Here is a 21,714-nt window from a genome sequence, read left to right on the forward strand (position 1 = left end):
ATGAACCGACGCCTGTGGCTTTATTTCGCCCTGTTTCTTAGCTTTGCACTGCCCCTCAGTGGGGTGGTGAGTGCTGTCGAGCTGCAGAAAGCGCCTTGCCCCATGCAGATCGAAGGTGTGTCGCAGGTCGGTGAGATGACCCGCGACTGCTGTGACGAGCAGAAAAGCGCGCATGCCGGCACCAAGGTGTGCAAAAGCGGCGAGGAATGCAAAACCAGCAGCCTGCTGCAGGTCGTCAGCGTCAAGGCCCCCTTGCTCGTCGGTCATCAACCGGTAGTGGTCAGCTTCAACGCGTTCATCCCCTCCCCAGCACCTAGCGGTGTGTGGCGCCCCCCTCGCGTGTAATTCCCGTTTTGTCCTGAACTCATCCCGCACCGAACTCTGTGTGGGATGACCGACGCGTGCCTGTACGAGCGCGTGTCGGATCATCAACATGACTGGAATCTTCACGATGAATTTCCGACGCTATTGCAACGGCCGGCCGCTGTTTGCGCTGCTGTCCGTCTGCGTGCTGGGTTGGCCCGGCCTGGCCAGCGCCTTGACCCTCGCCGAAGCCCTGCGCCAAGCCGAGCACGAGGCGCCCTCGCTGGCGGCGCAAGCCGCGCAAGTCGATGCGGCGCGCAGCAACGCCATCCCCGCAGGTGCACTACCCGATCCCAAGTTGCTACTGGGGGTACAGAATTTCCCGGTTGGGGGGGACAATCGCGGCAAACTCAATGCTGATTTCATGACCATGCAGATGGTCGGGGTCATGCAGGAAGTGCCCAACCGCGACAAGCGCCGGGCCCGGGTCGAGGTGGCTCAGGCCGGTGTCGAGCGCGCCTCGTTGGAACAGCGTATCGAGCGCCTCAAGGTCCGCCGGGAAACCGCGCTGGCCTGGATCTCGGCGCTCGCCGTCGAACAGAAACTGGGCCTGTTCCAAACCCTCTACGCCGAGAATGAGTTGCTGAGTAAAGCGGTGCGCGCGCGCATCGCCGGCGGCGGCGGCCTGGCGTCGGACAGTGTCGGCCCCAAGCAGGAAGCCGCGCTGCTGGCCGAACAGGAAGATGAGTTGCTGCAGAGTCGGACCCAGCAACGCGCGGCTTTGCGCCGCTGGATCGGCTCGCGAGCCAGTGAGCCGCTGTCTGGACGGCTGCCGAATTGGCCGGTCGACGCGCAGCACTATCAGCGCAACCTGCAACACCACCCCGAGTTGGCGGTATTCGAGCCCATGACCGATGAGGCGCAAGCCGAGGTGCGTCAGGCCATGGCGGAGAAGAAATCCGACTGGAGCTGGGAACTGGCCTACCAGAAGCGTGGCGCCGCATTCGGCGACATGATGAGTGTGCAGTTCAGCTTCGATCTACCGCTGTTTCCGGGCTCGCGGCAGAACCCCAGGATCGCCGCCAAGCAGGCCCAGCTGAGTCAGCTCGAGGCTGAGCGTGAGGCCAGTGAGCGTGAGCATGCGCAGCAGCTGGAAGATGACCTGGCCGAGTACCGCCGCCTGCATCGCGCCTTGGAGCGCAGCCGACAGACCCTGGTGCCGTTGGCCGAAGAGAAGGTCAAGCTGAGCCTGGCCGGCTATCGCGCCGGTGCGAATGATTTGGCCAGCGTGATCAGCGCCCGCCGAGAACTGATCGAGGCGCGGCTCAAGCAGATCGACTTTGAACAGCAGCGCGCGCTGACCAGCGCCCGTTTGTATTTCGCTTACGAAGGAGCTGGGCAATGACTGCTCGAGTGTGGAAACGCGTTTTTCTGACCGGCCTGGTGCTTGGCATCGGCGCAGCAGGCGGTTACTGGCTGGCGCAACAGCCGCTGAGTAGCGGCTCCAGTCTGGCCCACGCCGAGCAAGCGTCGAGTCAGGACAAGGGCGAGGTGCTGTACTGGTACGACCCTATGTACCCGCAGCAGAAGTTTGACCAGCCGGGCAAGTCACCCTTCATGGACATGCAACTGGTGCCGCGCTATGCCGACGAAGGCGGCGACAGTGCGGCGGTGAACATCGACTCGAGCATCACCCAGAATCTCGGCATGCGCCTGGCGCCAGTGACTCGCGGCACGCTGGCCAACAGTCTGGAGGTGGTTGGCAACCTGACCTTCAATACCCGCGACATCGCCGTGGTCCAGGCGCGCAGCGGTGGCTTCGTCGAGCGTGTGTATGCCCGTGCCCCGGAGGATTTGCTCGACGTTGGCGCGCCGCTGGCCGACCTGCTGGTGCCCGAGTGGGTGAGCGTCCAGGAAGACTATCTGGCCCTGCGTGGTGCCGGCGCTCCCGAGCTGCTGGCAGCAGCGCGTCAACGCCTGCGCCTGGCTGGCATGCCGGCGCAGCTGATTGCCCGCCTCGAACGCAGCGGCAAGGTGCAAACCCTATGGACGGTGACCAGCCCCATCGCCGGCGTACTCCAGGAGCTCGACGTGCGCGAGGGCATGACCCTGAGCGCCGGGCAAACCCTGGCCACCATCAACGGCTTGCGCAGCGTGTGGCTGGACGTGGCGGTGCCCGAGGCCGAGGCCATGGGCCTGCACAGTGGCCAGGTGGTAGAGGCGCGCTTGCCGGCTTTCCCCGGCGAGGTACTGGACGGCACTATCAGCGCTATCCTGCCCGAAGCCAATCTGGACAGCCGCACGCTACGGGTACGGGTCGAACTGGCTAACCCCGAGGGTCGTCTGCGCCCCGGCCTGACCGCGCAAGTGCGGCTGACCCGTGCGGCCGAGCAGAATGCCCTGTTCGTGCCGACCGAAGCGGTGATTCGCACCGGCCGCCGTGCCCTGGTGATGCTCGCCGAGGGTGATGGCCGTTATCGGCCGCTGGAGGTCCGCCTGGGCCGTGAGGCCGAGGGCAAAATCCAAGTCGTGCAAGGGTTGGAGGAAGGCCAGCAGGTGGTCGCTTCCGGGCAGTTCCTGCTCGATTCCGAGGCCAGCCTGCGCGGCATCCTCGCCCAAGGTGTCGAGACGACCTCGGCGCCTGCTGTGCAATCCGCCTTGCATGAGGCCGAAGGCAAGGTCATCGAGATCGACAACGCCTCGGTGACCCTGGCGCACGGCCCGTTCAAGACCCTGGGCATGCCCGGCATGACCATGCGCTTCCCGCTGGCCGCGCCAGCGTTGGGACAAGGTATCCAGGCCGGTGAGCAGATCCGCATCGGCGTGCGCGAGACGGACAGCGGCCTGCTGGTCGAACGCCTCGACAAGCTGGAGGTGCAACCATGATCGCCGGCCTGATTCGCTGGTCGGTGGCCAACCGCTTTCTGGTGCTGCTGGCCACGCTGTTCGCCACTGCCTGGGGCGTGTGGTCGGTGCAGAACACGCCGATCGATGCCTTGCCGGACTTGTCCGACGTGCAGGTGATCATCCGTACGCCCTATGCCGGCCAGGCGCCGCAGATCGTCGAGAACCAGGTGACCTACCCCTTGGCCACCACCATGCTCTCGGTGCCCGGGGCGAAGACCGTGCGTGGCTACTCGTTCTTCGGTGACAGCTTCGTCTACGTGCTGTTCGAGGACGGCACCGACCTGTACTGGGCGCGTTCGCGAGTGCTTGAGTACCTCAGCCAGGTGCAGAGTCGTCTACCCGCCAGTGCCAAACCGGCCCTAGGCCCGGACGCCACCGGGGTCGGCTGGATCTACCAGTACGCCCTGGTGGATCGCAGTGGCCGGCATGACCTAGCACAGCTGCGCGCGCTGCAGGACTGGTTCCTCAAGTTCGAGTTGAAGACCCTGGCCAACGTCGCCGAAGTGGCGACCATCGGCGGCATGGTCAAGCAGTACCAGGTGCAACTCGATCCGATCAAGCTGGCCAGCCTGGGCATCACCCAGGGCGAGGTGACGGCGGCCATCGGCCGGGCCAATCAGGAAACCGGCGGTGCGGTACTGGAGGTGGCGGAAACCGAGTTCATGGTGCGCGCCTCGGGCTATCTGGAAAACCTTGAGGATTTTCGCGCGATCCCCCTGCGCCTGGGCCGTGGCGGTGTGCCGGTAACCCTCGGCGAGGTGGCGCACATCCAGCTCGGCCCGGAGATGCGCCGTGGCATCGCCGAGCTCGACGGCGAAGGCGAAGTGGTCGGCGGTGTGGTGATCCTGCGCAGTGGCAAGAACGCGCGCAGCACCATTGCCGCGGTCAAGGCCAAGTTGGAGAAGCTCAAGAGCAGCCTGCCGGAGGGGGTGGAGATCGTCACCACCTACGACCGCAGCAAGCTGATCGACCGTGCGGTGGAGAATCTCAGCCATAAGCTGATCGAGGAATTCATCGTGGTCGCACTGGTGTGCGCGGTGTTCCTCTGGCACCTGCGTTCTTCCCTGGTGGCCATCGTCTCGCTGCCAGTCGGGGTGTTGATCGCCTTCGCCGTCATGCAGCAGCAGGGCATCAACGCCAACATCATGTCGCTCGGTGGCATCGCCATCGCCATAGGCGCCATGGTCGATGCCGCGGTGGTGATGATCGAGAACGCGCACAAGAAGGTCGAGGCCTGGCGCGAGGAACATCCAGGTGAGGAACTCAAGGGCGAACAGCACTGGCAGGTGATGACCGCGGCGGCGGTGGAAGTCGGCCCGGCGCTGTTCTTCTGCCTGCTGATCATCACCCTGTCGTTTATTCCGGTGTTCACCCTGCAGGCTCAGGAGGGTCGCCTGTTCGGACCCTTGGCCTTCACCAAAACCTATGCCATGGCGGCGGCCGCCGGACTCTCGGTGACCCTGGTGCCGGTGCTGATGGGTTACTGGATTCGCGGACGGATTCCCAACGAGGCGCAGAACCCGCTGAACCGCTGGTTGATCCGTATCTACCAGCCGGCATTGGATGCGGTATTGCGTTGGCCCAAGGTCACCTTGTTGGCCGCCTTGTTGGTGTTTCTCAGCGCGCTGTGGCCGCTGTCGCAACTGGGCGGTGAGTTTTTGCCGCCGCTGGATGAGGGCGATCTGCTGTACATGCCCTCGGCGTTGCCCGGGCTGTCGGCGCAGAAGGCCGGGCAACTGTTGCAACAGACCGACCGGCTGATCAAGACGGTGCCGGAAGTCGCCCATGTGTTCGGCAAGGCCGGGCGTGCCGAGACCGCTACCGATCCGGCGCCGCTGGAGATGTTCGAGACCACCATCCAGTTCAAGCCGCAGGATCAGTGGCGTGCCGGCATGACCCCGGAGAAACTGGTGGAAGAACTGGATCGGGTGGTGCGGGTGCCGGGATTGACCAACATCTGGATTCCGCCGATCCGTAATCGCATTGACATGCTCGCCACCGGCATCAAGAGCCCGATCGGGGTCAAGGTGGCTGGCGCCAACCTGGCACTGATCGACGAGGCCACCCAGGCCATCGAGAAGGTCGCCAAAAATGTGCCGGGGGTGACTTCGGCTCTGGCCGAACGCCTGACCGGCGGGCGTTATATCGATGTCGACATCGACCGGCAGACGGCGGCGCGCTACGGCCTGAACATCGCCGACGTGCAGTCGATCGTCTCCAGCGCCATCGGCGGTGAAAACGTCGGCGAGACCATCGAAGGTCTGGCACGTTTCCCGATCAGCGTGCGCTACCCGCGGGAATGGCGCGACTCGTTGAGCAGGCTTGAGCAGCTGCCGATCTACACCCCACAGGGCAGTCAGATCACCCTGGGCACGGTGGCGCGGATCAAGATCAGCGACGGCCCGCCGATGCTCAAAAGTGAGAATGCGCGGCTTTCGGGCTGGGTCTATGTCGATGTGCGTGGCCGCGACTTGGCCTCGGTGGTGGCGGATCTGCGCCAGGCCATCGATGAACAGGTGCAGTTGCAGCCGGGCGTCAGCCTGAGCTATTCCGGCCAGTTCGAGTTCCTCGAACGGGCCAACGCGCGGCTCAAGCTGGTGGTGCCGGCCACCCTGTTGATCATCTTCGTGCTGCTCTACCTGTGCTTCGCCCGCTTCAGCGAGGCCTTGCTGATTATGGCCACGCTGCCCTTCGCCCTCACCGGTGGGGTGTGGTTCCTCTACCTGCTCGGCTATCACCTGTCGGTGGCCACTGGAGTCGGCTTCATCGCCCTGGCCGGGGTGGCCGCGGAGTTCGGCGTGATCATGTTGCTGTACCTGAAGAACGCCTGGGCCGAACGCGAGGACGCCGGGCGCTGTGACGAAGCGGCGCTGGTCGAGGCGATCAGTGAAGGCGCGGTGCAACGGGTGCGGCCCAAGGCCATGACCGTGGCGGTGATCATCGCCGGTCTGCTGCCGATCCTGCTGGGCAGCGGCACCGGCAGCGAGGTGATGAGCCGCATCGCCGCGCCGATGGTCGGCGGCATGCTCAGCGCGCCGCTGTTGTCGCTGTTCGTGTTGCCGGCGGCCTACCGCTTGATGCGGCGCCGGCGACTGCCCAGGGCCGCTGCCGGACGGGTGGACTCGGCTGCCCTGATGCCAGTCGAGTGAGTCACTGGTCTATAACCGTTGCCGACCTGCTGGGGCAAGCTCCCGGCAGGTCGGCGTGTCGAACGATCATTGGAGAATGACGATGAATCTGACCCAGTCGCTATACCGCACACTTTTCGCTGGGGTGTTGCTGACGCTCACCGCCTGTAACGCTTCGACGGTGACCCTGACCCACGTGCACGGGTTGGCGTTCAGCCCGGATGGTCAGCAGTTATCCGTCCCCAGTCACCACGGCTTGGCTGTCTACAGCGATGGCCAGTGGCGCAAGGCCGACGGCCCGGAGCATGACTATATGGGCTTCGCCGTCACCCGCCAGGCGATCTACAGCAGTGGTCATCCGGCGAAGGGCAGCGGTCTGCCCAATCCGTTCGGGCTGATCAAGAGCGGCGATGGCGGGGCTACCTGGCAGCCCCTGGCCTTGCAGGGCGAGTCGGACTTTCACCTGCTGGCCAGCGGTTTCGACAGCGGTGCGTTGTATGTCTACAACGGCCACCCGAATTCGCAGATGCGCTCAGCGGGCCTGTATTACAGCTTGAACGATGGCGCACGCTGGCGCCGCGCCGCCGCCCAGGGCGTCAGCGAGGTGCCGGCCGCAATGGCCGTGCACCCGGTGGATAAGCAGCAGGTTGCCTTGGCGGGCAATAGCGGCCTGTATCTGTCGACGGATGCCGGCAAACAGTTCCAGGCCGTGGTTCAGGGCGAGCAGGTGTTGAGCGCGGCCTTCAGTCTCGACGGCAAAAGCCTGTGGTTCGGCAGCTATGCCGACACGGCCAGGCTCTCGACGCTGGACTTGCAGACGCTTCAGGTCAGCGCGCTAGGTCTGCCGGACTTGACCGAGGATGCGGTCGCTTACCTCGCGCAGAATCCGGCCAAGCCCCAGCAGTGGGCCATCGCCACCTTCAAGCGCGACGTATATCTGTCGCAGGACGCGGGAAAAACCTGGAAAGCGCTCGCCCAGGCGGGCAAGACTCTGGACTAAGGGCTAAGGGCTAAGGGCTAAGGGCTAAGGGCTAAGGGCCAGTGTCCTGGGGCGTGCTGCGGCCGCGCTGGCTCAGGGCTGTCCTTTCAGCCATCCATGCATCATTCTGGATCAGCCGCAGACGCCCAAGGTGCTGCAGGGGACCGCCGCGGATCAAGGCGCGGGGCAGGGCGAGCTGGCGCCGGAAGGCCTGGTACATGTCGAGCAGGCCGGGCGGCATTTTCTGGTCAGTGGCTGGGAGAACGACGGTAACGTGGTGCTGCTCGAACTGCTCGACTAACACCCTATGCCTTGTCGCGCGCAAGGGGGCTGCAAGGCATGTCAGAGGCAGGTGCTACTGCCAGCGTGTCTGCCGCCAGCTCTGCTGCTGCTCGGGAGTAAGGTAAGTCCAGGCGACGAAGCGGCTCTGCTTCTGTCCCTGGGCCATCTCGACGGTACGCACCTCGCGGGCGCCGGCCTGTTTCAGCGCGCTATATACACCGGGCAGGTTGCTGGCCTTGGAGATCAGGGTGCTGAACCACAGCACCTGCTCCGGCACCTGTGCGCTCTCTTGGATCAAGCGGCTGACGAATGCCGCCTCGCCGCCCTGACACCACAACTCTGCGGCCTGACCGCCGAAATTCAGCACGGGAAGTTTGCGCTTGGGGTCGAGCTTGCCGAGGTTGCGCCATTTGCGCTTGCTGCCACTGCTGGCTTCTTCGGCCGAGGCGTGGAAAGGCGGGTTGCACAGGCTCAGGTCGAAGCGTTCATCGGTGTGGAGCAAGCCTTGCAATATGTGCGTGGCGTCCACCTGCTGACGCAACTCGATGGCCGCGCCGAGACCGGGGTTGGACTGCACGATGGCCTTGGCCGAGGCAATGGCGCTGGCAGCGATGTCGGTGCCGAGGAACTGCCAGGCGTACTCCCGATGACCCAGCAGCGGATAGATGCAATTGGCGCCGACGCCGATATCCAGCGCGCGCACTCGGGCACCGCGGGGTATTTCGCCGCCGTTGCAGGAGGCCAGCAGATCCGCCAGGTAATGCAGGTAGTCGGCACGCCCGGGAATCGGCGGGCACAGGTAGTCCGCCGGAATGTCCCAATGCGCGATGCCGTAGTGCTGCTTGAGCAGGGCGCGATTGAACACCTTGACCGCGGCCGGGTTGGCGAAGTCGATGCTCTGTTTGCCATAGGGATTGATGATCACAAAGGCCGCCAGCTCCGGGCTGCTGGCGATCAGCGCCGGGAAGTCGTAACGGCCCTGGTGGCGGTTGCGCGGGTGCAACTGACCCTTGTTGACGGCGGGCTTGGGCTGAGCCGGACGGGGCGCAGCGGGTTGACGACGGGGGCGTTTCGGCGGCTGGGACATGATGGGTGGATCGCAGGCTCGGGGCGCTGGATTTTCCCACAGCTTGGCGTGGCTTGCAGGGAAAGTCGAAGGCAGAGGCCAGGACGGGCTCAGGCGCGCTGTACAGGGTGCATGATGTACAGCGGTGGCTGCAGCCGCTGTCCGTCAGGCGATATTCAGCCACATCGCCAGATAATCGAAGAACAGGCAGTACAGGGTAATCGGCAATGGCAGGCCGAGCAGGGTGCCGAGCAGGTAGTGGTGAAAACGCACGCCGGACAGGGCGAGGGCATAATTCAGCGCCGGCACGGTCTGGAACAGCATGCGCAGGACGATGATGCTGGTCAGCGGACGCCGATCCAGGCCTGCCAGCAAGCGTTTGGCCAGGCGGTTGTCCAGTTCGCGCAGGGCATTGCCACCGAGCATGCGGATGGTGAAGAAGGTGAAGATGCACGAGACACTGGCGGCCAGGTAGGTGGCGATGCCGCCGTAGACTTTGCCCAGCGCCAGCACGGCGGCGGCGAGGAAGATCCAGCCGGGGATCTGGATCAGATTGCCCAGGGCGAACAGCAGGATGAATAGCAGCAGCCCCGCGACCTTGTGCATCAGTATCAGCTCTTGCAGGGATGCCAGGCTGAACTGGGCGCGGACCCCCAGGGCTTCGAACAGGACGAACAAGGCCAGCAGAAACAGGATGACCAGTAACAGGCGGCGGGAGCTGCGCATGACGGGCCTCGCTGTTCAGGGGTAGTCGAGTATGGCCTTGATCTGTGGCAGGTGCGCGGCGATCCACTGTGGGTTGATCGCGCCCCAGTCGCGGATGCTGTAGTGCCCGGCGTTATTGCGTTCGCCCGCTTGTTGCTCGAACACACAGTCGATGTCCAGCTCGGCCAGTGCGCTGAGGGTGTCCTGGGCCGTGCGTCGCGGCATGCCGGTGGCTTCCATCAGTGCGGGCACGCTGCAGGCAGCGCCGCTGTCAATCAGCCAGGCCACATACAGGCGGCGGTAGAAGCTGGTTTTGGTTTTGCTGACGTCCATAGGGCTGTGCTCCTCAGGTCGGGGGCGGTGCGCCGCTGGGTAAGCGCACCCTGCCAGGGCCGGTGCTAAAGGGCTGCGATACCGATATAAGTCGCGGCACCCGCCATATAGCCGACGAAAGCCAGCAGACTGATTTTCTTCAGATACCAGATGAAGTTGATCTTCTCCATGCCCATGGCCGCCACGCCGGCCGCCGAGCCGATGATCAGGCAGCTGCCGCCGGTACCGGCGCAATAGGCGAGCATCTCCCAGAAGGTGCCGTCGACCATGAAGTTGCTCAACCAGGTCGCTTCGCTGACGCCGCCGACTTCCAGGGCTGCAGGGGTGACCAGCGGGTACATCTTCATGGCACCGGCCACCAGTGGCACGTTGTCGACTACCGAGGACAACAGGCCGATGGCGATGTTGATTGCGTAGATGTCGCCGAGCCCCTCGCGCAGCAGGGTGGCGACCTGGATCAGGTGGCCGGCAGTGGCCAGGCTGGAGACCGCCAGCAGGATGCCGAGGAAGAACAGCACGCTGGTGGTGTCGATCCGGCGCAACACGCCGACTACCGAGAGCGGGTGCTTGTCTTCGTCGTTCTTGCCGCGATGGATCACCTCGGTGACCACCCAGAGGACGCCGAGACCGAGGAGGATGCCCATGTAGGGCGGCAGGTGAGTGACGGTCTTGAAGATGGGCACGAAGACCAGGGCACCGATGCCGAGGATGAACACCAGGTTGCGCTCGAACGGGGTGGTCGGGTCGCGGCGCTCTTCATCCAGTACTGTCAGCTGTGGGCGATGGATCTCGCCTTTCATGGTGAAGCTGAGGATCAGCAGCGGCACCAGCAGGCAGACCAGGCTGGGGATTATCAGGTTGACTACGATGCCGCTGGCGGTGATCTGGTTGCCAATCCACAGCATGGTGGTGGTGACGTCGCCGATCGGCGACCAGGCGCCGCCAGCGTTGGCGGCAATCACCACGATGCCGGCGTAGAACCAGCGTTCCTTCTGGTCGGCGACCAGTTTACGCAGCAGCGAGACCATGACGATGGTAGTGGTCAGGTTATCCAGCGCTGCGGAGAGAAAGAAGGTGATCAACGCCACCATCCACAGCAGGGTGACGCGTTTGTTGGTGCGGATGCGGTCGGTGATGACCTTGAAGCCCTCGTGGGCATCGATCAGTTCGACGATGGTCATGGCGCCCATCAGGAAGAACAGAATCTCGGAAATCTCGCCGAGGTGGTGGCGCAGCTCCACGGTGACATGATGGGCGTTATTCGCGCCCCCGGCGGTGCCCGTGCCGATCAATGGGAGGATGGTGTCTGCCCCCAGCACCAGCAGCGTCCAGCACAATACCGCAGTCAGAATGGCCGAGGCGGCCTTGTCGATCTTCAGCGGGTGCTCGAAGGCAATACACAGGTAACCAAGGACGAATATCAACGCCATCAACGCATACATGATCAGAATTCCAGTTCAGGGCTTTTTTTATGGATGTACTTTTTATGGGTAAAAAAGTGCCGGAGGCTCTTGATGCGCCGGAGAAGATGCCTGATTTGGGCAGAAATTGGGAGGGGCTTTATGCGCGGATGTGATTTCAATGGGGTGAAATCAGCGGGGTTTGGCTATTAGGTCGGGCCTCAAGCGCACTGGATGCGGCGTTTGAGGCCCATTACAGTCAGCTCGGCTGCTGCAGTGAGTGGTGCCCGGTGTTCTCTGCGAGCGTGGCCTGTGGGGGGCGGATGAAGGCCAGGCTGATCGCCAGCAGCGGCATGATCAGGTTGAAGAAACAGTAGGGCAGGTAGCTCCAGGTCGCCACTCCCAGGGTTGCCGCCATATAGGCGCCGCAGGTGTTCCAGGGGATCAGCACCGAGGTCAGGGTGCCGCCATCTTCCAGGGCACGTGACAGATTGACCGGCGCCAGACCGCGTTTTTCATACTCGGCGCGATACATGCGGCCCGGCAGCACCAGGGCGATGTACTGGTCGGCTGTGATGATATTGGTGCCGATGGTCGTCGCAATGGTGCTGGCGATCAGGCTGCTGGTGCTTTTGACCAGATGCAAGGCGCTCTGCAGCAGGCGTTGTAGCAGACCGAGTTTCTCCAGTACGCCACCAAAACACATGGCGCAGATGATCAGCCAGACGGTGGTCAGCATGCTGCTCATGCCGCCCTTGGACAGCAGGCCGTCCAGGGCCGGGTTACCGCTGTCGGACTGGTAGCCGGCGAACAGCGCGCTCCATACGGTCTTCAGCGGTGCCAGCAGGCCCGCGCTGGGGTCGGCCAGGCGGCTCATCACCTCCGGTTGGAATATCACCGCGAATAGCGCGCCCAGCAGGGCACCGAGAAATACCGCTGGGAATGCCGCCCACTGACGCATGGCCAGGAACAGCAGGAAGGCTACCGGCAACAGCAGGTGCCAGCCCAACCGGAACTGGCTTTCCAGTGCTTGCAGCACCACGGCGATGCGGCCGGTGTCGTGACTGCCGCTGGCTTGCTGGCCGAGCACGAAGAACAGCAGCAGGGCGATCAACAGCGCCGGCACCGTGGTGCGCAGCATCAGGCGAATGTGCTCGAACAGATCGGCCCCCGCCGCGACCGGCGCCAGGTTGGTGGTGTCTGACAGCGGTGAGAGCTTGTCGCCGAAGTAGGCGCCGGAAATGATCGCCCCGGCGGTTATCGCCGGGTCCAGACCCAGCCCGGAGGCCACACCCATCAGGCCGATGCCGAGGGTGCCGGCCACCGTCCAGGAACTGCCGATCGACAGCGCAGTGAGGGCGCAGATCAGGCAGCTGGTGACATAGAAGTATTCGGCGGAGATCAGCTTGAGGCCGAACCAGATCATGGTCGGCACGGTGCCGGCGAGAATCCAGGTGCCGATCAGGGCGCCGACCGCGAGCAGGATCAGGTTGGCCTTCATCGCCATATGAATGCCGGCGAGTATGCCTTCCTCTATCTGCACCCAGCGTAGGCCGTTTTTCAGGCCCACCAGGCCTGCGACGAAGGCGGCGCTCATCAGCGCGATCTGGTTCGGTCCGCTGGAGGAACTGTCGCCATACAGGTAAACGGAGAGACTCAGCAGCAGTACCAGCACGCCAATCGGCAGCAAGGCATCGAGCAGGGAGGGAGAGCGTGTTGCGGTCATGTGATCTACCGATAAAAACAACGGGGCCCGCGACTGAACAAGTCGCGGGCCCCGTGTAGAGCTACTTGAAGGTTAAAGGCTGGCGATGCGCGCTCGCTGCTCGGCCAGTTTGCCCAGGGCCTGTTCGGCCTCGGCCAGCTTGGCGCGTTCCTTGTCGATCACCTCGGGCGGCGCCTTGGCGACGAAGCCCTGGTTGCCGAGCTTGCCGCCGACTCGCTTGACCTCGCCGTCCAGGCGCTGGATTTCCTTGTCCAGGCGCGCCAGTTCGGCTGCCTTGTCGATCAGCCCGGCCATAGGCACCAGCACTTGCATGTCGCCGACCAGCGCGGTGGCGGACATCGGCGCTTCTTCGCCAGCTGCCAGTACCTGTACCGACTCCAGCTTGGCCAGCTTGTTCAGCAGCGGCAGGTTGTCGGCCAGACGACGTTGATCCAGTTCGCTGGCGTTCTGCAGGATGATGTCGATGCGCTTGGCCATGGAGATGTTCATCTCGCCACGGATCTGCCGCAGGCCCAGCATCAGTGCCTTGACCCACTCGATATCGCCTTCGGCGGCGCTGTCGATGCGCTCCTGGTTGGCTACCGGCCAGGCTTGCAGCATCAGGGTCTCACCGCTGGCGCCGGCCTGCGCCTTGATGCGCTGCCAGATCTCTTCGGTGATAAAGGGCATGAACGGATGCGCCAGGCGCAGGGTGGTTTCCAGCACGCGAATCAGCGTGCGGCGGGTGCCGCGCTGACGCTCGATTGGCGCGTTCTCGTCCCACAACACCGGCTTGACCAGCTCCAGGTACCAGGCGCAGTACTCGTCCCAGATGAACTCGTAGAGGGCCTGGGCGGCCAGGTCGAAGCGGAAGTTATCGAGTTGGCGAGTCACTTCGATTTCGGTGCGTTGCAGCTGGGAGATGATCCAGCGGTCGACCGACGACAGCTCGACGGCTTCACCGTTGATCCCGGTGTCCTGGCTATCGGTGTTTTCGATGACGAAGTTGGCGGCGTTCCACAGCTTGTTGCAGAAGTTGCGGTAGCCCTCGACCCGGCCCATGTCGAACTTGATGTCGCGGCCGGTGGAGGCCAGCGAGCAGTTGGTGAAGCGCAGGGCGTCGGTGCCGTAGGAGGCGATGCCTTCGGGGAACTCGGCGCGGGTCTGCTTGGCGATCTTTTCGGCCAGTTTGGGCTGCATCATGCCGCTGGTGCGTTTGGCCAGCAGGCTGTCGAGGTCGATGCCGTCGATGATGTCCAGCGGGTCGAGCACGTTGCCCTTCGACTTGGACATCTTCTGGCCCTGGCCATCACGCACCAGACCATGCACGTAGACGGTCTTGAACGGGACTTGCGGGGTGCCGTCCTCGTTCTTCACCAGGTGCAGGGTGAGCATGATCATCCGCGCGACCCAGAAGAAGATGATGTCGAAGCCGGTGACCAGCACGTCGGTCGGGTGGAACGTCTTCAGCGCTTCGGTCTGCTGCGGCCAGCCGAGGGTGGAGAAGGTCCACAGGCCTGAGCTGAACCAGGTGTCGAGGACGTCTTCGTCCTGACGCAGGGCAACATCGGCACCGAGGTTGTGTTTGGCGCGCACTTCGGCCTCGTCACGGCCGACGTAGACCTGACCGGACTCGTCGTACCAGGCCGGGATGCGGTGGCCCCACCACAGCTGACGGCTGATGCACCAGTCCTGGATGTCACGCATCCAGCTGAAGTACATGTTCTCGTACTGCTTGGGCACGAACTGGATTGCGCCGTCTTCCACAGCCTTGATCGCTGGATCGGCCAGCGGTTTGGTCGAAACGTACCACTGATCGGTAAGCCAGGGCTCGATGATGGTGCCGGAGCGGTCGCCTTTCGGCACCTTCAGCGCGTGGTCGTCGATCTTCTCCAGCAGGCCGGCGGCGTCGAAGGCGGCGACGATGCGCTTGCGCGCCTCGAAGCGGTCGAGGCCGGCGTAGTCGGCCGGCAGGCTGCCGTCGACCGCGTCGTTGAGGCTACCATCGACATTGAACACCTGGGCGGTCGCCAGGACCGCAGCGTTCTTGTCGAAGATGTTGATCAGCGGCAGGTTGTGGCGCTTGCCGACTTCATAGTCGTTGAAGTCGTGGGCCGGGGTGATCTTCACGCAGCCGGTGCCGAACTCGGGGTCGCAGTAATCATCGGCGACGATGGGGATGCGTCGACCAACCAGCGGCAGTTCGACGAAGGTGCCGATCAGCGCCTGGTAGCGTTCGTCATCCGGGTGCACGGCCACGGCACTGTCACCCAGCATGGTTTCCGGGCGAGTGGTGGCGACGATCAGGTAGTTCTTGCCGTCTGTGGTGGTGTGGCCGTCGGCCAGTGGGTAGCGCAGGTTCCACAGGCTGCCTTTCTCATCGTGGTTTTCCACTTCGAGGTCGGAGATCGCCGTGTGCAGCTTGGTGTCCCAGTTGACCAGGCGCTTGCCGCGGTAGATCAGACCATCGGCATGCAGGCGCACAAAGGCTTCTTTAACCGCTTCGGAGAGGCCGTCGTCCATGGTGAAGCGCTCGCGCGACCAGTCCACCGAGCTGCCCAGGCGGCGAATCTGTCGGGTGATGGTGCCGCCCGACTGCTCCTTCCACTCCCAGACTTTCTCGAGGAATTTCTCGCGGCCCAGATCGTGCCGGCTGATGCCGTCGGCGGCCAGCTGGCGTTCGACCACCATCTGTGTGGCGATGCCCGCATGGTCGGTACCCGGCTGCCACAGGGTGTTGCGGCCCTGCATGCGGCGGAAGCGGATCAGCGCGTCCATGATCGAGTTGTTGAAACCGTGACCCATATGCAGGCTGCCGGTGACGTTCGGCGGCGGGATCATGATGGTGTAGGGCTGGCCCGAGCCCTGGGGAGCGAAATAGTTGTTCGCCTCCCAGCTCTCGTACAGGGCGGTTTCAATGGCGTGCGGCTGGTAGGTCTTGTCCATGCGCGGCGGGACCCTTTTGACGGCTAATTAGAAAAGCCGACAAGTATAACGGCGAAGGTGCGCAGGGCGTAAGGTGGTTTATCGGGCTGTGGCCATGACCGCGATACGGCCGCGCAGCACAAGAGCGGCAAAGGCTGCGTCCGCGCCTCAGGAACGGCGCGGCGGTAACAGGCGTAGCAGGCGTGCCTCGAGGCGGCGCTTGAGTTCGGCTTCGATCTGCGGCACGAAGTCGTCGATCACATCCTGCAGGATAAGCGCGGCGGCAGAGCGCAACTCATTGTCCAGGCGATTCAGTTCGGCACTGCTGTTACGGCTCACTGCTTGCGCCAAGGTGCTGCGCAGTGCCTCGTTAGGCGCGGGCTGGGGCATGGGTTGCGGTGCAGTGGATGTGGTTACGCTTTGAATCTGGGGCGCGAAGTCCGGCGCGGGGCTGACGATATCGGATAGCAGGGGAATCGTATCCGGATCGAGCGAGTCGGTCAGCAGCGGCGGTTCCAGGTTTTCATCGCCCAGCAGTTCGCGGATCGACTCGAGGTCATCCAACAGGTGAGCAGGTTTCTTCGGCGGTATTGAGCTGTCCATGGTGGCTAACTCACTAGAGTTCGACTCGTTGCGGATCATAGCCGCGCTGGCGATAGCTACGGAAATTCTCCCGGCAGGCGGTCAGCAGCTCGGGTTGTTGGTTGACGATCTCGATCACGCGGCTGAAGCGTTCGACGAAGGGCGAGATCGTCGTATTGAGGTTGATCAGCACCCCTTGCTGAGTGCTCGGCTCATCATCCAGGCCTATTACCACGGGGGCCTGAGGGTCATCCTGGTGCAGGTTGTGCGGTATGAAACTCTCGGTCTTGAAGCGCCATAGCAGCTCGTCGAGTGCGCGGCACTGTTCGGTATCACTGCCGCGCAGAAATACCGGTAGGCCACGGCGCCAGGCTTTCATCGCCAGCTGGCAGGCCGCGCGCAGGCGGTCGGTCGGCGTAGCGGATGATAAAACATAAAACTCTATTCTGGGCATGACGGCTTCATCGGGGGTTCTCTATGCGGGAATGGCCTGGTACGCGAGTCGCGACCAGGCTCCATCCCCGCGGCGATCGGGCTCAGGCCTCGCTGCGATCCAGCAGGTACTGGGTCAGCAGTGGCACCGGACGGCCGGTGGCGCCTTTGTCCTTGCCACCGCTGACCCAGGCCGTGCCGGCGATATCCAGGTGCGCCCAGTGGTAGTTCTTGGTGAAGCGCGAGAGGAAGCACCCGGCGGTGATGGTGCCGGCTTTTGGCCCGCCAATGTTGGCGATATCGGCGAATGGGCTGTCCAGCTGCTCCTGGTACTCATCGAACAGCGGCAATTGCCAGGCGCGGTCGTCGGCACTCTGTCCGGCGGCGAGCAGCTGTTGCACCAGGTTATCGTCATTGCCCATCAGGCCCGAGGTGTTGGCGCCCAGGGCGACGATGCAGGCACCGGTGAGGGTGGCAATGTCGATCACCGCTTGCGGCTTGAAACGTTCGGCGTAGGTCAGGGTGTCGCACAGCACCAGACGGCCTTCGGCGTCGGTGTTGAGGATCTCCACGGTCTGTCCGCTCATGCTGGTGACGATGTCGCCGGGGCGAGTGGCGCGGCCGCTGGGCATGTTCTCGGCGCAGGCCAACAGGCACACCAGGTTGATCGGCAGTTGCAGTTCCAGTACGGCGCGCAGGGTGCCAAACACGCTGGCGGCGCCGCACATGTCGTACTTCATCTCATCCATGCCGGCGGCTGGCTTGATGCTGATGCCGCCAGTATCGAAGGTCACGCCTTTGCCGACCAGGGCGAAGGGCTTCTCGGTTTTCTTGCCACCCTGATAGTTGAGGACGATCATCCGTGGCGGTTGCTCACTGCCCTGGGATACGGCGAGGAAGGCGCCGGCGCCAAGATCCTTGAGTTTTTTCTCGTCGAGAATCTCGACCTTGAGATTCTTGTGCTCCTTGGCCAGGGTCTTGGCTTCTTCGGCAAGGTAGCTCGGGTGGCAGAGGTTCGGCGGCAGGTTGCCGAGGTCCTTGGTGAAGGCCATGCCTGCGGCAATGGCCTGGGCATGCTTGGCGCCGCGTTCGACTTCGGCCTGAGTGGCTTTTGTGCTGAGCAGCGTCAGCTTCTTCAGGGCAATGGCGTCGGTCTTCTGGCTCTTGAAGCGGTCGAACTGATAGCCGCTGTCGGCCAGGGTCTCTACCATCAGACGTGTCTTGCCGTAGCTGTTGCGGTTCTTCACGGCTAGATCACCGAGCGCCAGTACGGCATCGTTGCCACCGAGCCCCTTCAGTACCGCGTGCACTGCGCCGAGCATTTTGCGTAGCTGGCGGTCAGACAATTCCGCGTCCTTGCCCGCCCCGACCAGGAGTACGCGCTCGGCCTTGAGGTTGGGCAGGCTGTGGGCCAGCAGGGTCTGGCCGAGTTTGCCACTCAGGTCGCCGCGCTTGAGCAGCGCGCTGATCGCACCTGCGCTGGCGCTATCAATTGCTTTCGCCGTTTCACCGAGCGTGCAGCCTTCGCCGACGGCAATGACCAGGGTGGCGGTTTTCAGTGTTTCTGGGCGAGCGCTTTTGACAATAAATTCCATAGCGTGGAGTCCCCAAGACAACGAGTCGGTATTGCAGGATAATGCCGGTTATTTGTTCATTGGTTCGTTGTTGCGCGAACCGGCAAGCAGTGTGGCTAGTTTGATCGTAGCCGCCTGAGCCTGACAACCCTGGAGTGTCTGGTTTGATCGTCTTCCGTTATATGTCTCGTGAAGTGTTGGTGACCTTGAGCGCGGTAAGTGCCGTGCTCTTGGTGATCATTATGAGTGGCCGGTTCATCAAGTATCTGGCGCAGGCGGCGCAAGGGGTGCTGGACCCTGGCGTATTGTTCATGATCATGGGCGTTCGTCTGCCGGGCTTCCTGCAGTTGATTCTGCCCTTGGGGCTATTCCTCGGTATTCTCCTGGCTTACGGGCGGCTCTATCTCGACAGTGAGATGACCGTGTTGTCGGCCACAGGCGTGAGTCCGCAGCGCATGCTGGTCTATACCTTGGCGCCAGCTGCTCTTGTGGCCCTATTGGTGGCCTGGTTGAGTCTGAGCCTGGCGCCGCAGGGGGTGGCCCAGCAGATGCGTATTCTCAACGAACAGGATGCGCTGACTGAATTCGATACCCTGGTGCCAGGGCGATTCCAGTCCATGAAGGATGGTTCGCGGGTGACCTACACCCAGCAGCTGTCGAAAGAGCGTGACGAGCTGGCAGGGGTCTTTATCTCCGAGAAGCGTTTTTCCCGCCAAGGTGGTAAGGAACGCGGGATTACCGTGCTGGTAGCGGAGAGCGGGCGACAGGAGATCCAGGCCGATGGCAGTCGTTACCTGATACTTCAGAATGGCTACCGCTACGACGGCAACCCGGGGCAAGCGGATTACCGGGCGATTCAATACGACACTTATGGGGTGTTGCTGCCCAAACCAACAGTCAGTGATGAGATCAGTGAGCGTGAGGCCGTGCCGACCCGGGAGTTGATCGGCAGCGACAACCTGCGTTTCCAGTCTGAACTGCAGTGGCGTTTGTCGCTGCCATTGTTGGTCTTTGTCGTCACCCTGTTGGCGGTGCCCTTGTCGCGGGTCAATCCGCGGCAAGGACGTTTTCTCAAGCTGTTGCCGGCCATTCTCTTGTACATGGCCTACTTGTCGCTGCTGATTGCCGCTCGTGGTGCGCTGGATAAAGGAAAAATTCCCCCGCAGCTTGGCTTGTGGTGGGTGCATGGGCTGTTCGCGTTGATCGGTCTTGGCTTGCTCTATTGGGAGCCGTTACGGCTGAAGTGGGCAGGACGTCGTGCAGCGCAGGAGGTGGCTCGTGGGTAGGTTGGATCGTTACATCGGAAGTCAGGTAATTGTTGCGATATTAGGCGTGTTGGGGGTCATTGTTGGCTTGGCCCTGCTGTTTGCTTTTATTGATGAGCTGGGGGATGTCGAGGGTAACTACGGTTTGCTGGAGGCTTCCTGGTACGTGTTTTTGACCTTGCCGCGGCGGGTTTATGAAATGTTGCCGATGGCAGCCCTGATCGGTTGTCTGATCGGTTTGGGCGGCTTGGCCAGCAGCAGTGAGCTGACGGTCATGCGGGCGGCCGGTGTGTCGATCGGGCGGATCGTTTGGGCGGTGATGAAGCCAATGCTGGCGTTGGTGCTCGCAGGTATTCTGATTGGCGAATACCTGGCGCCCTGGAGCGAGAACCTGGCTCAGTCGGATCGTGCCATGGCGCAAGGCGGTGGTGAGGCGCAAAGTGCCAAACGCGGCTTGTGGCATCGGCAGGGAGAGGAGTTCGTGCATATCAACGCGGTGCAGCCTAACGGTGTGCTGTACGGTGTGACGCGTTATCGCTTCGATGATCAGCGTCATCTGCAATCATCCAGCTTCGCGCGGCGCGCCTTGTACCAGGGGGATCATTGGCAGCTGGAGGATGTTGCAACCACCAATTTCCTTGGGCGCAGCACCGAGGTGGTTGAGGCGGCAAGTGAGCGTTGGGATGTTGAGCTTAACCCGCAACTGCTCGGTACCGTGGTGCTGGAGCCGGATGCTTTGTCGGTTACCGGGTTGTGGCGCTATATCCACTATCTGGCGGAGCAGGGTCTGAATAATGGTCAGTATTGGCTGGCCTTCTGGACCAAGGTGCTACAGCCTGTGGTGACCGCGGCCCTGGTGCTGATGGCGATTTCCTTTATCTTCGGACCACTGCGTTCGGTGACGCTTGGGCAGCGAGTGTTTACCGGGGTGTTGGTAGGCTTCGTGTTCAGTATCGCTCAGGATCTGCTTGGGCCTTCCAGTCTGGTATTCGGCTTCTCTCCGCTGCTCGCCGTGCTGATTCCAGCGGCTATTTGTGCCTTGGCAGGAATAGGCTTGTTGCGTCGCGCGGGGTAGGCGGTATAGGTATTGAATGAGCCGGCTGAATGCCGGCTCTTTCGTTTGCGGATTATTTTTTGTGGCTGTGTTTGGGTATTTGTACGGTGCGACTGTCGGAATAAATGTCGTGCCAGCTACGGTTTTCCTTATCCCAAAGTACCCAGAGAAAGCCCAGGCCGAGCGGCAGCCAGGAAGCCATGGCGACTACGAAGCGCAAGAGCGCTTGCCATAGGCTGATGGCAGTGCCATCGCTATTCTGAATGCGTACGCCCCAGACCTGCATACCCAGCGTTTGGCCGTTGTGGGTCCAGAACTTGCTGAAGAAACCGAACAGGCTGAGCAGCAGCAGGCTGGATAGGAGGGGGTCGCCATCCAGTGCGCCGGAGTCTGACAGTTGCTTGAGCTGCACTTCGCCGTAAAAACCCATGAGGATCAGCTTGTAGATGAAGGTCACGACAATCAACAGGGCCAGGCAGAGCAGTAAATCGTAGAACATGGCGGCAAGGCGGCGAGGCAAGCCTGCTGCTGGAAAGTCGCCTTGTGGGCGCAGAAGGTGTTTCGGCATGGCGAGCTCGTTAGCGGTAAGACTTATAAGGCTTGTGGCTGCGAGTAGCGGCAATCATGGGCATAAAAAAACCCCTGATGTCGCCATCAGGGGTTTTTCAGGGACGCGGCTTATTCCTGGACTTGAACCTGGTCAGCCTGCATGCCTTTTTGACCTTGCACAGCTACGAAGCTGACTTTCTGGCCTTCTTTCAGGCTCTTGAAGCCGTTGCCTTCGATTGCGCGGAAGTGTACGAACAGATCCGGACCGCTTTCGGGAGTGATAAAACCAAAACCTTTCTCGTCGTTAAACCACTTGACGGTACCGTTCTGACGATTCGACATGTCTTATTTCCTTGAAACTATAGTTAATGACAGCCTCTAAAAAGTAGAGGACTGAGACTGGTTGCAAAGAGTAATAGAAGTCGAGCGGGATGTAGCGGATCTGAAGGATCTACTGCACCAGGTCACGATTCAAGGCGACCCATGCAAACACAGTTCAATTACTCTACGCTAACTCCAAGGCAA

Annotated in this window: 19 protein-coding genes; 8 read left to right on the forward strand and 11 right to left on the reverse strand. The window is 62.5% G+C overall.

Annotated features, from left to right (window positions below; all coding sequences use genetic code 11):
- From TMS3_RS09475 to TMS3_RS25335, 6 genes are all read left to right on the forward strand, one after another.
- On the forward strand, window positions 1-345 hold the full coding sequence (locus TMS3_RS09475; RefSeq protein ID WP_025165033.1) for a hypothetical protein: 345 nt from the start codon (window positions 1-3) through the stop codon (window positions 343-345).
- A 106-nt stretch (window positions 346-451) separates the two neighbouring features.
- Complete coding sequence (locus TMS3_RS09480) at window positions 452-1,708, forward strand: TolC family protein (protein ID WP_025165034.1); 1,257 nt, start codon at window positions 452-454, stop codon at window positions 1,706-1,708.
- A complete protein-coding gene (locus TMS3_RS09485) occupies window positions 1,705-3,189 on the forward strand; it encodes an efflux RND transporter periplasmic adaptor subunit (protein WP_025165035.1) in 1,485 nt (494 codons plus the stop codon). The genes TMS3_RS09480 and TMS3_RS09485 overlap by 4 nt, the downstream gene beginning before the upstream one ends.
- Entirely contained in the window at window positions 3,186-6,359 is a 3,174-nt protein-coding gene (locus tag TMS3_RS09490; protein ID WP_025165036.1) for an efflux RND transporter permease subunit, read from the forward strand. The genes TMS3_RS09485 and TMS3_RS09490 overlap by 4 nt, the downstream gene beginning before the upstream one ends.
- A gap of 82 nt (window positions 6,360-6,441) precedes the next feature.
- Complete coding sequence (locus tag TMS3_RS09495) at window positions 6,442-7,338, forward strand: F510_1955 family glycosylhydrolase (RefSeq protein WP_025165037.1); 897 nt, start codon at window positions 6,442-6,444, stop codon at window positions 7,336-7,338.
- A 130-nt stretch (window positions 7,339-7,468) separates the two neighbouring features.
- On the forward strand, window positions 7,469-7,618 hold the full coding sequence (locus TMS3_RS25335; protein WP_160321030.1) for a hypothetical protein: 150 nt from the start codon (window positions 7,469-7,471) through the stop codon (window positions 7,616-7,618).
- A gap of 54 nt (window positions 7,619-7,672) precedes the next feature.
- Here the strand turns inward: TMS3_RS25335 and rlmF are convergent, their stop codons facing one another.
- From rlmF to TMS3_RS09540, 9 genes are all read right to left on the reverse strand, one after another.
- The gene (gene rlmF, locus TMS3_RS09500; protein ID WP_025165038.1) at window positions 7,673-8,686 is read right to left on the reverse strand and encodes a 23S rRNA (adenine(1618)-N(6))-methyltransferase RlmF; all 1,014 of its coding nucleotides are present in this window, start codon (window positions 8,684-8,686) and stop codon (window positions 7,673-7,675) included.
- Window positions 8,687-8,830: 144 nt separating this feature from the next.
- Window positions 8,831-9,391, reverse strand: coding sequence for a VTT domain-containing protein (locus TMS3_RS09505; protein WP_025165039.1), 561 nt, complete (start codon window positions 9,389-9,391; stop codon window positions 8,831-8,833).
- Window positions 9,392-9,406: 15 nt separating this feature from the next.
- Window positions 9,407-9,703: a winged helix-turn-helix domain-containing protein gene (locus TMS3_RS09510; protein ID WP_025165040.1), complete on the reverse strand. Its 297-nt coding sequence runs from the start codon at window positions 9,701-9,703 to the stop codon at window positions 9,407-9,409.
- A gap of 65 nt (window positions 9,704-9,768) precedes the next feature.
- Window positions 9,769-11,145: a sodium:proton antiporter NhaD gene (gene nhaD / locus TMS3_RS09515; RefSeq protein ID WP_025165041.1), complete on the reverse strand. Its 1,377-nt coding sequence runs from the start codon at window positions 11,143-11,145 to the stop codon at window positions 9,769-9,771.
- A 217-nt stretch (window positions 11,146-11,362) separates the two neighbouring features.
- Window positions 11,363-12,829: a Na+/H+ antiporter NhaC gene (gene nhaC, locus TMS3_RS09520; protein WP_025165042.1), complete on the reverse strand. Its 1,467-nt coding sequence runs from the start codon at window positions 12,827-12,829 to the stop codon at window positions 11,363-11,365.
- Between the two features lie 72 nt (window positions 12,830-12,901).
- Window positions 12,902-15,754 carry a valine--tRNA ligase gene (locus TMS3_RS09525; protein ID WP_025165043.1) on the reverse strand — a complete coding sequence of 951 codons (2,853 nt, stop codon included), beginning with the start codon at window positions 15,752-15,754 and terminating at the stop codon, window positions 12,902-12,904.
- A gap of 147 nt (window positions 15,755-15,901) precedes the next feature.
- Window positions 15,902-16,336 carry a hypothetical protein gene (locus TMS3_RS09530; protein ID WP_025165044.1) on the reverse strand — a complete coding sequence of 145 codons (435 nt, stop codon included), beginning with the start codon at window positions 16,334-16,336 and terminating at the stop codon, window positions 15,902-15,904.
- Window positions 16,337-16,349: 13 nt separating this feature from the next.
- Window positions 16,350-16,769, reverse strand: a complete 420-nt coding sequence (locus tag TMS3_RS09535; protein ID WP_025165045.1) for a DNA polymerase III subunit chi — start codon at window positions 16,767-16,769, stop codon at window positions 16,350-16,352.
- 82 nt (window positions 16,770-16,851) lie between these two features.
- Window positions 16,852-18,342 carry a leucyl aminopeptidase gene (locus TMS3_RS09540; protein WP_025165046.1) on the reverse strand — a complete coding sequence of 497 codons (1,491 nt, stop codon included), beginning with the start codon at window positions 18,340-18,342 and terminating at the stop codon, window positions 16,852-16,854.
- A 143-nt stretch (window positions 18,343-18,485) separates the two neighbouring features.
- Here TMS3_RS09540 and lptF point away from each other — a divergent pair, with 143 nt between their 5' ends.
- The gene (lptF, locus tag TMS3_RS09545; protein ID WP_025165047.1) at window positions 18,486-19,607 is read left to right on the forward strand and encodes an LPS export ABC transporter permease LptF; all 1,122 of its coding nucleotides are present in this window, start codon (window positions 18,486-18,488) and stop codon (window positions 19,605-19,607) included.
- Window positions 19,600-20,661 carry an LPS export ABC transporter permease LptG gene (lptG, locus tag TMS3_RS09550; protein WP_025165048.1) on the forward strand — a complete coding sequence of 354 codons (1,062 nt, stop codon included), beginning with the start codon at window positions 19,600-19,602 and terminating at the stop codon, window positions 20,659-20,661. The genes lptF and lptG overlap by 8 nt, the downstream gene beginning before the upstream one ends.
- Window positions 20,662-20,713: 52 nt before the next feature.
- Here lptG and TMS3_RS09555 read toward each other — a convergent pair whose 3' ends face one another.
- The gene (locus TMS3_RS09555) at window positions 20,714-21,208 is read right to left on the reverse strand and encodes an RDD family protein (RefSeq protein ID WP_025165049.1); all 495 of its coding nucleotides are present in this window, start codon (window positions 21,206-21,208) and stop codon (window positions 20,714-20,716) included.
- A 110-nt stretch (window positions 21,209-21,318) separates the two neighbouring features.
- Window positions 21,319-21,531, reverse strand: coding sequence for a cold-shock protein (locus TMS3_RS09560; protein WP_010486675.1), 213 nt, complete (start codon window positions 21,529-21,531; stop codon window positions 21,319-21,321).
- Between the last annotated feature and the right edge of the window lie 183 nt (window positions 21,532-21,714).

The sequence above is a fragment of the Pseudomonas taeanensis MS-3 genome (assembly GCF_000498575.2).
Taxonomy (GTDB): Bacteria; Pseudomonadota; Gammaproteobacteria; order Pseudomonadales; family Pseudomonadaceae; genus Aquipseudomonas; species Aquipseudomonas taeanensis.